Annotated in this window: 15 protein-coding genes, 1 tRNA gene and 1 pseudogene; 14 read left to right on the forward strand and 3 right to left on the reverse strand. The window is 71.8% G+C overall.

Features of this window, described 5'->3' with window-relative positions:
- Positions 1 to 6 precede the first annotated feature (6 nt).
- The 3 genes and pseudogenes from KKZ08_RS18750 to KKZ08_RS18760 form a co-directional block, all read left to right on the forward strand.
- Positions 7 to 1464, forward strand: coding sequence for an FG-GAP-like repeat-containing protein (locus KKZ08_RS18750; RefSeq protein ID WP_223775552.1), 1458 nt, complete (start codon positions 7 to 9; stop codon positions 1462 to 1464).
- A gap of 104 nt (positions 1465 to 1568) precedes the next feature.
- Positions 1569 to 2327: an ankyrin repeat domain-containing protein gene (locus KKZ08_RS18755; protein WP_223775553.1), complete on the forward strand. Its 759-nt coding sequence runs from the start codon at positions 1569 to 1571 to the stop codon at positions 2325 to 2327.
- A gap of 143 nt (positions 2328 to 2470) precedes the next feature.
- Positions 2471 to 2775: pseudogene (locus KKZ08_RS18760) on the forward strand (GNAT family protein); the annotation flags it as partial.
- On the opposite strand, the gene KKZ08_RS18765 reads toward KKZ08_RS18760, so the two are convergent.
- Complete coding sequence (locus KKZ08_RS18765; RefSeq protein ID WP_223775554.1) at positions 2730 to 3290, reverse strand: GNAT family N-acetyltransferase; 561 nt, start codon at positions 3288 to 3290, stop codon at positions 2730 to 2732. The pseudogene KKZ08_RS18760 and the gene KKZ08_RS18765 sit on opposite strands and share 46 nt — an antisense overlap.
- A gap of 47 nt (positions 3291 to 3337) precedes the next feature.
- The gene (locus KKZ08_RS18770) at positions 3338 to 4939 is read right to left on the reverse strand and encodes an ABC-F family ATP-binding cassette domain-containing protein (protein ID WP_223775555.1); all 1602 of its coding nucleotides are present in this window, start codon (positions 4937 to 4939) and stop codon (positions 3338 to 3340) included.
- A gap of 183 nt (positions 4940 to 5122) precedes the next feature.
- Here KKZ08_RS18770 and KKZ08_RS18775 point away from each other — a divergent pair, with 183 nt between their 5' ends.
- The 3 genes from KKZ08_RS18775 to KKZ08_RS18785 all read left to right on the forward strand — a co-directional run bounded on the left by KKZ08_RS18775 (position 5123) and on the right by KKZ08_RS18785 (position 7017).
- Entirely contained in the window at positions 5123 to 5704 is a 582-nt protein-coding gene (locus tag KKZ08_RS18775; protein WP_223775556.1) for an HhH-GPD-type base excision DNA repair protein, read from the forward strand.
- A 216-nt stretch (positions 5705 to 5920) separates the two neighbouring features.
- Positions 5921 to 6217: a type II toxin-antitoxin system VapB family antitoxin gene (locus KKZ08_RS18780; protein WP_003999914.1), complete on the forward strand. Its 297-nt coding sequence runs from the start codon at positions 5921 to 5923 to the stop codon at positions 6215 to 6217.
- Between the two features lie 134 nt (positions 6218 to 6351).
- Positions 6352 to 7017 carry a LytR C-terminal domain-containing protein gene (locus tag KKZ08_RS18785; protein WP_223775557.1) on the forward strand — a complete coding sequence of 222 codons (666 nt, stop codon included), beginning with the start codon at positions 6352 to 6354 and terminating at the stop codon, positions 7015 to 7017.
- A 9-nt stretch (positions 7018 to 7026) separates the two neighbouring features.
- Here KKZ08_RS18785 and upp read toward each other — a convergent pair whose 3' ends face one another.
- Positions 7027 to 7662, reverse strand: a complete 636-nt coding sequence (upp, locus tag KKZ08_RS18790) for a uracil phosphoribosyltransferase (protein ID WP_223775558.1) — start codon at positions 7660 to 7662, stop codon at positions 7027 to 7029.
- 99 nt (positions 7663 to 7761) lie between these two features.
- Here upp and KKZ08_RS18795 point away from each other — a divergent pair, with 99 nt between their 5' ends.
- From KKZ08_RS18795 to KKZ08_RS18830, 8 genes are all read left to right on the forward strand, one after another.
- A complete protein-coding gene (locus KKZ08_RS18795; RefSeq protein WP_199809524.1) occupies positions 7762 to 7932 on the forward strand; it encodes a hypothetical protein in 171 nt (56 codons plus the stop codon).
- 204 nt (positions 7933 to 8136) lie between these two features.
- Entirely contained in the window at positions 8137 to 8691 is a 555-nt protein-coding gene (locus KKZ08_RS18800; protein ID WP_223779104.1) for a hypothetical protein, read from the forward strand.
- 96 nt (positions 8692 to 8787) lie between these two features.
- Entirely contained in the window at positions 8788 to 9231 is a 444-nt protein-coding gene (gene tadA / locus KKZ08_RS18805; protein WP_223779105.1) for a tRNA adenosine(34) deaminase TadA, read from the forward strand.
- Positions 9232 to 9300: 69 nt separating this feature from the next.
- Positions 9301 to 9385: transfer RNA gene (locus tag KKZ08_RS18810), tRNA-Ser, on the forward strand.
- Between the two features lie 405 nt (positions 9386 to 9790).
- Positions 9791 to 9970, forward strand: coding sequence for a hypothetical protein (locus tag KKZ08_RS18815; RefSeq protein ID WP_223775559.1), 180 nt, complete (start codon positions 9791 to 9793; stop codon positions 9968 to 9970).
- Positions 9971 to 10016: 46 nt separating this feature from the next.
- Entirely contained in the window at positions 10017 to 10310 is a 294-nt protein-coding gene (locus tag KKZ08_RS18820; protein WP_223775560.1) for a Dabb family protein, read from the forward strand.
- A 267-nt stretch (positions 10311 to 10577) separates the two neighbouring features.
- Positions 10578 to 11414: an RNA polymerase sigma factor SigF gene (locus tag KKZ08_RS18825; RefSeq protein ID WP_223775561.1), complete on the forward strand. Its 837-nt coding sequence runs from the start codon at positions 10578 to 10580 to the stop codon at positions 11412 to 11414.
- A gap of 244 nt (positions 11415 to 11658) precedes the next feature.
- Positions 11659 to 12522 carry an RNA polymerase sigma factor SigF gene (locus tag KKZ08_RS18830; RefSeq protein WP_223775562.1) on the forward strand — a complete coding sequence of 288 codons (864 nt, stop codon included), beginning with the start codon at positions 11659 to 11661 and terminating at the stop codon, positions 12520 to 12522.
- The last annotated feature ends 58 nt before the right edge of the window (positions 12523 to 12580 follow it).

A 12580-nucleotide genomic window follows, 5' to 3' on the forward strand; every position in this document is an offset into this window, starting at 1 on the left:
AAACGCATGCCCAAGAAGTTCCGTATGGCCCTGGCCGGAGCCGCCACGGCCGCTCTGACCGGATCGCTGCTGGCCGCGGGGTCGGCTCCGGCCGGTGCGGCGCCCGCCCCGGGGGCGGACCGGATACGCGCCGACTTCAACGGGGACGGCTACGGCGACCTCGCGATCTCCGCTCCCCTGGCCAAGGTCGCGGGCAAGTCCGGCGCGGGCCAGGTCTCCGTGGTCTACGGCACCGCCGCCGGCCTCGACACCACCAAGCGGACCCTGATCGACCAGGCCACCGCCGGCATCCCCGGCACCCCGGAGACCGGCGACTACTTCGGCGACCGGATCACCACCGGCGACCTCGACGACGACGGCTACACCGACCTGATCGTCGGCGTACACGCCGAGCGCATCGGCAGCACCGACGACTTCGGCGCGCTCACCGTGGTCTGGGGCGGCGCGAGCGGGCTCGGCACGGGCACCGACATCTCCTCGCCCCTGCCCGAGTACCGCAGCGAGCTGGGCTGGTCGGTGGCCACCGGTGACTTCGACGGCGACGGCAAGACCGACCTGGCGGCCGCCAACAACGCCTCGCCGGGGCTGAACATCTTCAAGGGCCCGATCTCCCGGACCGGCAAGGCCGCGGCACTCACCGGCATCGACACCCAGGACGCGACCGGCATCAACACCGACAAGATCGTCACCGGTGACGTCGACGGCGACGCGGCCACCGACCTGCTGGTCATGGGGCAGGAGCAGACCAGCGCCGGCGGCTACCGCACGCGCAGCGTCCTCTACCGGGGCGGTACGACGCCCAAGCCGGCCGGCAAGGTGGCGGGCGGTTACGCCGCGACGATCGCCGACGTCGACAAGGACGGCTTCGGCGACATCGTCACCGGCAACTTCATGGAGAAGTCGGCGGACGAGCCGAACGGCGGTCCCGGTGGCGCGGTCACCGTCACCTACGGCAGCGCGACCGGCCTGAGCACCCGCACCCCGGTGCGCATCACCCAGGACACGGCGGGCGTGCCCGGCGCCGCGGAGAAGGGCGACTCCTTCGGCTGGAGCCTGGCGGCGGGGGACACCAACGGTGACGGTTACGCCGACATCGCGGTCGGCGCGGCCACCGAGACGCTGGGCTCCGCGAAGAAGGCCGGCTCGGTCGTCGTCCTGCGCGGCTCGGCGGGCGGCCTGACCGGCGCGGGCTCGAAGGCGTTCTCGCAGAACACCTCGGGCGTCCCCGGCACGGCGGAGACCTCGGACTGCTTCGGCGCCTCGGTCGAGCTGACGGACGCCGACGGCAACGGCCGGGCCGAGCTCGTGGCGGGGGCCTACGGGGAGAACGACGGCGCCGGCGCCGTCTGGCTCTTCAAGAGCACCTCTGCCGGGGTCTCGGCGACCGGCTCGAAGTCGGTCAGCGGCCCGGGGCTCGGCGGGCCCGCGGGCACGTCGTACTTCGGTGACGTGCTCCAGGGCTGACACCGGGCGGCGGGCGTGGACCGGACGCGAGCCGTCCGCCGGAGGACGCCCGCCGTTGTCAGTGGCCGCCGGCAGAATCGCGGCAGTCGATCAGGAGGCCCGGCATGGCAGTTCTCGACGTGGACGATCCGCAGGCCGTCGCGGTGACCGCCGCGATCCGCTCCGGTGACGTATTCGCGCTCCAGGAGCTCCTCGGGGCCCGCCCGGGCCTCGCCGCCTCGTGGATCAGACAGGAGGGCGAGGCCGCGGGGACGCGCTCCCTGCTGCACATCGCCACGGACTGGCCGGGGCACTTCCCCGCGGGGCCCGAGGTCATCGGTGTCCTCGTCGCGGCCGGCGCCGACCCCGACGCCCGCTTCGTCGGCGCCCACCGCGAGACGCCGCTGCACTGGGCGGCCTCCAGCGACGACGTCGCGGCGATCGACGCCCTTCTCGCGGCCGGTGCGGACATCGAGGCGGACGGCGGGGTCATCGGGGGCGGCACACCGCTGGCCGACGCGCGCGGGTTCGGCCAGTGGCGGGCGGCGCGGCGGCTGGTGGAGCACGGCGCGCGGACGACACTGCGGGACGAGGCGGCGCTCGGGCTGCTCGACCGCGTACGGGCCCGCCTGACGGGAGCCGCGGCGGACACACCGGACATGTCGCGTACCCCTGACGCCGACGACCTCGACGGGGCTTTCTGGGGTGCCTGCCACGGTGGGCACCTGGCCACCGCCCGGCTGCTCCTGGAGCGGGGCGCCGCGCTCGACCGGGTCGGGTACGACGGCATGACGCCGCTGGACATCGCCGTCGCGACGGACGACGCCGACGACGTCGCCGCGTGGCTGCGGGAGCAGGGCGCGAGAACGGGCGCGGAGCTGTGACCCCGGCCGTCCTGCGCGGCCCCGTCACGGAGGCCGTGCCCGCCCTGCTGCTGCGGCCGTGGCGCGAGGACGAGGGGGATGGCGGCGGCGAGGGGCGGCTCCTGGCCGACGTCGCGCTCAAGGCAGCGGTCCCCACGCCCGGGACCGCCGAGGTCGGATACTGGACGGCTCCGCACGCGCGGAGCCTCGGGGTGGCCTCGCAGGCGCTGGAGATCCTCACGAAGGGGGCCTTCGCCTCGTACGGCGACAGCGGTGCCTGGAGCTGCTGCACCTGGTGGAGAACCCCGCATCGTGCCGGGTCGCTGAGAAGAGCGGGTACGCGCTCGCGGAACTGCTCGACGCGCGGGCGCCGTTCGCCGGGGCGGGCCATCTGCACGTCCGCTCCGTTGACGGGTCACCCCTTCACCCGGCGCTGCGGGGACTGCCGGTGTCGGAAGGCCCCGCGTAACAGCGCAGGGCCACGCGCTGCCCCGGATCCCACTCCCGCTCGACGACGGCCAGCAGCTCCCAGCCCATGCGTTCGTACAGCGCGATGGCCGCGGTGTCGGAGGACACCACGTCCAGGACCGGATGCAGGGCGCGCGTCCGCGCCTCCCGCACGGCGCGCCGCGCCAGCAGCGCGCCGATGCCGTGGCCGCGCGCGGTCGGCGCCACGTAGAGGCGGCTGACCACGGCCGACGCCTCGACGCCCACGCCTGCCCGCTCGCTCCACAGCCCGGGGGCAGCGTCGTCCGGCGCGCTCCTGGACAGGCTCACGTGCCCGACGACGCGCCCGTCGAGCTCGGCCACCCAGGCGCCGAGCGTGGCGGCTCCGAGCAGCCAGTCGCCGGGCCGCGAGGGCCAGTTGACGGGGTAGCCGTCGGACTCGTGGACCTGGGCCAGCACGCCGACGCACGCCTCCAGGTCACGCTCACCGGCACGTTCCCGCACCCGGAGGCCGGGGGCGACATGGTCTCGTCTCATCGGAGCATGGAAGCACAGCGGGACGCACGAGGTCCCGCCGTGCCCGCTCAGGCCAGGCCGACCAGCTCCCGGTAGTCGGGGCTCCACACGTCCTCGGAGCCGTCGGGGAGCAGCAGTACGCGGTCCGGGCGCAGTGCGTCGATGGCGCCCTCGTCGTGCGTGACCATCACGATCGCACCCGGATACGTGCCCACGGCGGCGAGGACCTCGTCCCTGGACGCCGGGTCGAGGTTGTTGGTGGGCTCGTCCAGGAGCAGGACGTTCGCGCCCGAGTGGACGAGCCCGGCCAGCGCGAGGCGCGTCTTCTCGCCGCCGGACAGGACGGCCGCCGGCTTGTCGGCGTCGTCGCCGCCGAAGAGGAACGATCCGAGGACGCGCCGCACCTCGCCGTCGGTCAGCTGCGGGGCCGCGCCCGCGAGGTTCTGCCGTACGGTCTTCGCGCCCTCCAGGGTGTCGTGTTCCTGGGCGAAGTAGCCGAGCCGCAGCCCGGGCCCCGCCACGACGCGCCCCGCGTCCGGGCGTTCCCGCCCGGCGAGGAGCCGCAGCAGCGTGGTCTTCCCCGCGCCGTTGAGCCCGAGGACGACCAGGCGGCTGCCCCGGTCGACGGCCAGGTCGATGCCCGTGAGGACGCGCTGGGAGCCGTAGGACTTGGTGAGGCTGATAGCGCCGAGCGGTATCCGGCCGCACGGCGCGGGCTCGGGCAGCCGGATGCGCGCGACCTTCTCGCCGCGCCGCACCGGCTCCGTGCCGGCGAGCATGCGTTCGGCACGCCGGTCCATGTTCTTCGCGGCGGTGGCGGTGGCGACGTGGGAGCGCATCTTGTCGGCCTGGGCGCGCAGCGAGGCGGCCTTCCGCTCGGCGTTGGCGCGCTCACGGGTGCGCCGCCGCTCGTCCGCCGCGCGCTGCGCGAGGTAGGTGTGCCACCCGGTGTTGTGCACGTCGACGGCGGCCCGCCGGGGGTCGAGGTGGAAGACGCGGTTCACGGTGTCGGCAAGGAGCCCGGTGTCGTGGCTGATGAGCACGAGACCGCCGGGATACGAGGACAAGTACCCGCGCAGCCAGCCCACCGAGTCGGCGTCGAGATGGTTGGTCGGCTCGTCCAGGAGCAGCGTGTCGTGCCGCGAGAAGAGAATCCTGGCCAGCTCCACGCGACGCCGCTGACCGCCCGACAGCTCACCGACGGCCCGTTGCAGGGCCCGCTCGGGCAGCCCGAGCCCGGCGGCGACCCGGGCGGCCTCCGCCTCCGCGGCGTAACCGCCGCGCGCCTGGAAACGGTCGTCGGCGCGGGCGTAGGCGGCCATGGCCCGCTCCTGAGCGGCCGGGTCCGCGGCGTCCGCCATGGCGGCCTCGGCGGTACGCAGGGCCGCGACCGCCTCGTCGAGGCCGCGGGCGGCGAGGACGCGGTCGATGACGGTGACGGCGGGGTCGGCGGCGCCCGGGTCCTGGGCGAGGTGGCCGACGGAGCCGGTGCGCGTGACGGTGCCGTCGGCGGGGGCCGCCTGCCCCGCGAGGATCTTCATGAGGGTGGTCTTGCCGGCGCCGTTGCGGCCGACCAGGCCGACACGGTCGCCGGGGGCGATGTGGAAGGAGGCGCCGGACAGCAGGATCCGGGCGCCGACGCGTACGTCGATGCCTCGTACGGTGATCATGGGGTAACGCTCCGCAACAGCGAATGGACACACGGGTGGCGTGAGAGCGGGTGTCCTGGCTAGGAGATGCGGGGCGTAGACATGCCTTCGAGGCTAGCGGCGGCCGGACCGCCGCCGCATGGCATTTTTTCGGCAGGCTCTGGTGGGGAGGCGACGCGGCCGTCGGCGAGAGATCATCGACCCATGGACGTCACCCTTCACATCGCCCAGCAGCGGGAGGCCGACGAACTCCTCGGCCGCAGTCCGCTGGCCGCGCTGGTCGGGATGCTGCTGGACCAGCAGGTGCCGATGGAGTGGGCGTTCGCGGGCCCGTACACGATCGCCACGCGCATGAACGCCGACGACCTCGACGCCCACGAGATCGCCGATTACGACCCCGATGACTTCGCCGCGCTGCTCTCCACGAAGCCGGCGGTCCATCGCTACCCCGGCTCCATGGCCAAGCGGATCCAGCAGCTGTGCCGGTACCTGGTGGACCACTACGACGGTGACCCCACCGCCCTGTGGCAGGACGCCGCCACCGGGGAGGAACTCCTCGGGCGCCTCAACGACCTGCCCGGCTTCGGCAAGCAGAAGGCGCAGATCTTCCTGGCCCTGCTCGGCAAGCAGCTGGGCGTACGGCCCAAGGGGTGGCGGGAGGCGGCGGGCGACTACGGCCCGGCGGAGGCGTACCGCTCGGTCGCGGACATCACGGGCCCGGAATCCCTGCACCGGGTCCGCGCACACAAACAACAGCTCAAGGCCGCCGCCAGATCCCGCACCTGACCGCCGTCACCCCCGCCACCCGCACTGACTCGTTCGGGCGGTTTCCGCTCCCCGTCGTGGACGGCCTCGGCCCGCTCCCGCTCGCCTCGGCCCCTGTTCCCGGCCCGGCACTTTCCGGTTTGCCCCGCTTTTGCCCCGCTTTAAGGCGTCATTTCCCAGGGGCACACTCCGTCGCCATGGCTGCGCCCGGAGAGTCTTGACCGGTAGGCTTTCCGTGTGATCTTCAAGCGCATCGGAAACGGCCGGCCGTACCCCGACCACGGCCGGGAAAGCACCCGGCAGTGGGCGGACGTCGCGCCGCGCCCGGTCCGCCTCGATCAGCTCGTGACGACCAAGGGCCAGCTCGACCTGGAGACGTTGCTCGCCGAGGACTCGACCTTCTACGGCGACCTCTTCGCGCACGTCGTGAAGTGGCAGGGCGACCTCTACCTGGAGGACGGCCTGCACCGCGCGGTGCGCGCGGCGCTCCAGCAGCGCCAGGTGCTCCACGCCCGCGTACTCGAACTGGACTGACGCCAGCGGCCGGACGGCCGCGAGGACCGGGCGCGCCCCGTACGCCACCCCGCGTTGACCCTTTCGGGTTGGTCTGCTCACCGGTAGATGATCATTTAGTAGGCATCGCCTTCGCGCGGCACTACGCTGCGCCCATGAGCATGCTCACTCCCCCCGGCATGGGCGGCAAATACCGCATCACGGGGGACAAATATCCCCGAATGCGCCGCACCGGCGGGCGCCGCAGGATCGTGCTCGCGATCATCGCCTCCGCCGCGGCCATAGGCCTCATCGGCTGGGGCACGCTGGAGCTCATCCACGTCTTCTCCGGCACGGACAAGGCGTCGGCCGCGGGCCGGTCCGCGCGGCACTGCGACCGCGGCGGCCCCGGGACCGGGACCAAGAGCGGGACCAGGCCCGCCGTCGAGGCCAAACCCCTGCCCAGGCCCGCCCAGATCACCGTCAACGTCTTCAACGCCACCCCCCGCGGCGGCCTCGCCAAGAACACCGCGGACGAGCTGAAGAAGCGCGGCTTCGCCATCGGCAAGGTCGGCAACGCGACGAAGCAGTACGACAAGAAGGTCAAGGGCACCGGGATACTGCTCGGCGCGAAGACGGCCGCCGACACCGCGCTCCCCGTCCTCGGCACGCAGCTCGCGGGCGCCGAGCACAGGACGGACGGCCGCACGGGCGGCGAGGTCGACCTGATCCTCGGCACACGGTTCAAGGACCTGGCCAAAAAGGAGGACGCCGACAAGGCCTTGGCGGCACTCGCCAAGCCCGAGCCGACGTCCACACCGTCCGGCGAGAAGAACTGCTGACCGCTGCGGTTACTCCGCCGTGCCGTACATCCGGTCCCCGGCGTCGCCGAGGCCGGGCACGATGTAGCCCTGCTCGTTGAGCCGCTCGTCGACCGACGCCGTCACGACCGTCACCGGCGTGCCCGCGAGCTCGCGCTCCATGATCTCGACGCCCTCGGGGGCGGCCAGCAGCACCACGGCGGTCACGTCGTCGGCGCCGCGCTTGATGAGCTCCCGGATCGCCGCGACGAGCGTGCCGCCCGTGGCGAGCATCGGGTCGAGGACGTACACCTGGCGCCCGGAGAGGTCCTCCGGCATGCGCGTCGCGTACGTGGAGGCCTCCAGGGTCTCCTCGTTGCGGATCATGCCGAGGAAGCCCACCTCGGCGGTCGGCAGCAGCCGCACCATGCCGTCGAGCATGCCGAGCCCCGCCCGCAGGATCGGCACGACCAGCGGACGCGGGTGCGACAGCTTCACGCCCGTCGTCCTCGTCACGGGGGTCTCGATGTCGACCTGCTCGGTGCGCACGTCCCGGGTGGCCTCGTACGCGAGCAGGGTGACCAGCTCGTCGGCGAGGCGCCGGAAGGTCGGGGAGTCGGTGCGCTTGTCGCGCAGCGTGGTGAGTTTGTGCGCCACCAGCGGGTGGTCGACGACGTGGATCCGCATGGCATCAACAGTAACCGGGCCCGGCCCCCGCGCCCCTCGTCGGCATCAATACCGCCGACCAGGGGAAGGTGGGACGTACGGACTGAGGTGGTGTGGCCCATGGCGGAACGCAAACCGGATGACGAGACCGACGCCGAGCGCCGCAGGCGCCGCGCCCAGTTCCTGCGGGAGCGCGCCGAGGCCATCGAGCTCCGGGACCGAGTGAAGCCGCGCCGCGCCCGGGCGGCACGGATGCGACAGCAGATGCGTATGCGTACGTTCCGCTGGTGACCACCCCGGCGTGCGGCGGGTCCCGCGGGGGCACCGGATGAAGCCGACGCGGACACAGCGGGCCGAAGACCTCTCCTGACGGCGCTGTTTCTGCCACGATTCCGAATGGGCGGGGCTCGGCACAGCAGCTCCCCGCCCCCCGACCTCGCCGGGGGGACCCCAAACCGCCAACCGGCACTGCCTATGACCAGTGGGAGAGTCACGGTGTACTTCGCCGCACTGCTCGCGCGCACCGAAGACGGGTGGGAAGCGAGCGACACAGAGCTCGACGATGTGGAGACCCTGGCGGATCTGGCCGATCTGGCCCGAGAAGCCACGGCCGACCACGACGACGACACAGTGCTCGTCTTCATCGAACAGGAAGACGCGTGGTTCGGCGTCGTCCGCGTGGACGGCGAGGAGGATCCCCGTATCTACGTCTCGGACGCGGCCGCGGCCGCCCGCAGCTCGTACGGGGAGATCCTGCTCACCGACGAAATGCTCGGCCGCGACCCGGGCGCCGACGACACCGTCGCCGACCTCGACGCCCTCGACCTCGACGGCACGGAGGACGGAGAACCGGAGGACTCCGCCGACGGCGTGGACGACGGGCCCGCCGACACCGGCGACGCGGTGCCCCCGGGTCCGCTCGGTGACGCGGAACTCCTCACCGACCTCGGCGTGCCGGAGAAGGAGCTGCTCGGCCTGGAGGCCGGCGACGCCCTCAACGACATCGCCGAGATCCTCGGGGCGGCGGAGGTGCTGGAGACCGTCCGCTAGGTTCCCGATGTGACCGACCCGACCGACCACACCACCGACCAGACCACCGACCAGACCACCGATCACGACCCCGTACGCGACCGCTGGCGGGCGCCCATGCGGCTCGCTCTGGCCGAGGCCGAGCTGGCCGTCCGGGGCGGCGATGTCCCCGTCGGCGCCGTCGTGCTGTCCCCGGACGGCACGACGGTGCTCGCCGCCGGGCACAACGAACGCGAACTGACCGGCGACCCCACCGCGCACGCGGAGGTGCTCGCCATCCGCAGGGCCGCCGCCGAGCTCGGCCAGTGGCGGCTGACCGGCTGCACGCTCGTCGTCACGCTGGAACCCTGCACGATGTGCGCCGGCGCGATCGTGCAGTCCCGTGTGGACCGGGTCGTCTACGGGGCGCGCGACGAAAAGGCCGGAGCCGCCGGCTCGCTCTGGGACGTCGTACGCGACCGCAGGCTCAACCACCGCCCCGAAGTCATCCATGACGTCCTCGCCGAGGAGGCCGCCGGACTCCTCACCCGTTTCTTCCGCGAGGGGCACCGGGGCCGCTGAACCGGGACGCCGGGACGCCGCGCGGAACGGATTTCTGACCACGGGCCATCTTGGGCTAGAGTTCCTCTCGGTAGCGTGTCCGAGCGGCCGAAGGAGCTCGCCTCGAAAGCGAGTGTGGCGCAAGTCACCGAGGGTTCAAATCCCTCCGCTACCGCTCTTGATACGAAGGGCCCGTCCGACTGGACGGGCCCTTCGTCGTGCTGCCGGGAGAACCCCAGAAGAGAGCGGCCGGAAGAGAGAGCCAGAAGAGAGGGGCGGGGGAAGCGGCACCGGGGGGACAAAGCCGCTTCCCCCGACGAGGACCAGCCCTCAAGTCGGCGCCGCCGTCAGGGGGAAGCAGACGGCGCGGACTCCGCAGTGGGGCCGGTCCCTCGCCCGTGGATTCCTGCCAGATCCGCCGGGCTCACCATCCATCCTGCGCTCCGCGCCACCGGAGGAAGGCAGGCAAACGACCTGGGGATGTGGGCCGTTGGTCCTTAAAAGCCCGGTGAGTACGCGCCGGGTTAGACTCACCGCCGTCACAGGGGTCACACGGGGCGCGGTAAGGGGAGGCCAGATCGTGGCAGTGCAGTGGAAGAAGATCAGCCTCTTCGTGGTGGTCGTCTTCGTTCTCTACGTGATCATCACCGACCCCGCCAAGGCCGCCGACTACGTGCAGATAGGCTTCGAAGGCGTTTCGAGCGCCGCTCAGAGCATCGGTGACTTCATGACGTGGGTCGCCAACGGAGGCAAGGACTGAGCGGCCGCCAAGGCCGTCAGGCCCCAGCCCTCTCCAAGGAGTGCCCGTGATCCGCCATCTGGTCCTCTTCAAGCTCAACGACGGTGTGCGGCGCGACGAGCCGCGCGTGGTCGAGGGCGTCGACGCCTTCCGCGCGCTCGGCGGGCAGATCCCGGAACTGACGTTCTGGGAGTGCGACTGGAACATCACCGACCGCCCCATCGCGTACGACTTCGCCATCAACTCCGCGGTCGAGGACACCGAGGCGCTGAAGCGGTACCTCGAGCACCCGGCCCACCAGGCGGGCGTCGCCATGTGGCGGGAGTTCGCCACGTGGGTGATCGCCGACTACGAGTTCTGAGCCGCCTCCGAGGCCCCTGCTCCGCGCCACCCGCCGGACCCCTGCCCCCACGGCTCCGCGCACGGCCCCGCACCACGACGGTGCGGGGCCTTTCCGCGTTCCCGGCCCCAACTTGCCCCTCAACACGTAGTTATCGGGTGCTTGCACACAGTGCACATGTCTTGTGATGCTATGACCGCTTTTGACGGATGAGTTGACCGAGGTCGACTGAGACCGATTGAGACCGATTCAGGTCGACCGAGCTTGACTGGGCTTGACCGAGAAGGGGTGGCGTTGACCGTGCCGGCCAGTACTGCGCCCGAGGCTCCACCCACGAAGACCGCACCGAGCACCGGAAGCACCCGCGGCGCCGACACCCGGGCCCTCACCCAGGTCCTCTTCGGCCAGCTCAAGGACCTGGAGCCGGGCAGCCCCGAGCACGGCCGGGTGCGCGGCGCGCTCATCGAGGCCAACCTGCCCCTCGTGCGGTACGCGGCGGCCCGCTTCCGCAGCCGCAACGAGCCGATGGAGGACGTCGTCCAGGTCGGCACCATCGGGCTGATCAACGCCATCGACCGCTTCGACCCGGACCGCGGGGTGCAGTTCCCGACCTTCGCGATGCCGACCGTCGTCGGTGAGATCAAGCGGTACTTCCGCGACAACGTCCGCACGGTCCACGTGCCGCGGCGGCTGCACGAGCTGTGGGTGCAGGTGACGGGCGCCACCGAGGACCTCACCACCGCCTTCGGGCGCTCCCCCACGACCGCCGAGATCGCCGAGCGGCTGCGCATCACCGAGGAGGAGGTGCTCGCCTGCATCGAGGCCGGCCGCTCGTACCACGCCACGTCACTGGAGGCGGCCCAGGAGGGCGACGGACTGCCCGGCCTGCTCGACCGGCTCGGCTACGAGGATCCCGCGCTCGACGGCGTCGAACACCGCGACCTCGTACGCCATCTCCTCGTCCAACTGCCCGAGCGCGAGCAGCGGATCCTCCTGCTGCGCTACTACAGCAATCTGACGCAGTCACAGATCAGCGCCGAACTGGGCGTTTCCCAGATGCATGTGTCGAGACTGCTCGCCAGGAGCTTCGCGCGACTTCGGTCCGCAAATCGGATCGAGGCGTAACCTTATCGAGTGGAGTGCCGTCGGGGCTCTTCCCGACGGTACGCCTGGCCGAAATGCCGCAGACCCCCTCTTTCCTGCACGGATGTCACCCTTGTTTGTCGACAAGTAACTACAGCGCGTTGCCGACATGTGACATTCTGCTGGAACCGCGTTTGCCGTAGCCCCACCTCCGGTATTCAGGTGGAGGCTGCGTTCCTCCGACGGGAGCGCCCGCCGCGACCGTCCGCGACCTCAAGGGGGTGGCATGTCCGCAGACCAGGGCAGCTCGAAGGTGCTCACGCTCACGCTCACCAAGGGCCCGAGCGAATCCGCGCCCGACGCGCTTCAGAGCTCAACGGCCCCGGAAGCCATCGACACCAGGACCCTGTCCCGCTCCCTGTTCCTGCGGCTCGCCGCACTCGACCAGGACAGCCCCGAGCGTGTCTACGTACGCGACACGCTCATCGAACTCAACCTCCCGCTCGTGCGGTACGCGGCGGCCCGCTTCCGCAGCCGCAACGAACCGATGGAGGACATCGTCCAGGTCGGCACGATCGGCCTGATCAAGGCGATCGACCGTTTCGACTGCGAACGGGGCGTGGAATTCCCGACGTTCGCGATGCCGACCGTGGTCGGCGAGATCAAGCGCTTCTTCCGCGACACCAGTTGGTCGGTGCGAGTCCCGCGCCGCCTCCAGGAGCTGCGGCTCGCGCTGACGAAGACCAGCGACGAGCTCGCCCAGCGGCTCGACCGCTCGCCGACCGTGTCCGAACTCGCCCTCGCGCTCGGGGTGTCGGAGGAGGACGTCGTCGACGGCCTGGCGGTGGGCAACGCCTACACCGCGTCCTCGCTCGACTCCCCGGCCCCGGAGGACGACGGCGGCGAGGGCTCCCTCGCGGACCGGCTCGGGTACGAGGACACGGCCCTGGAGGGCGTCGAGTACCGCGAGTCCCTCAAGCCGCTGCTCGCCAAGCTGCCGCCGCGCGAGCGCCGCATCATCATGCTGCGCTTCTTCGCCAACATGACGCAGTCGCAGATCGGCGAGGAGGTCGGCATCTCGCAGATGCACGTCTCGCGGCTGCTCACGCGGACGCTGGCGCAGTTGCGTGACGGTCTCATCTCGGACTGACCTCCCGGACGTCCTGCCCACCTCCCGCACCGCCCGGCGTGTCAATCGCGCGCCGCGT

This window comes from Streptomyces sp. 135 (assembly GCF_020026305.1).
In the GTDB taxonomy this organism is placed as follows: domain Bacteria; phylum Actinomycetota; class Actinomycetes; order Streptomycetales; family Streptomycetaceae; genus Streptomyces.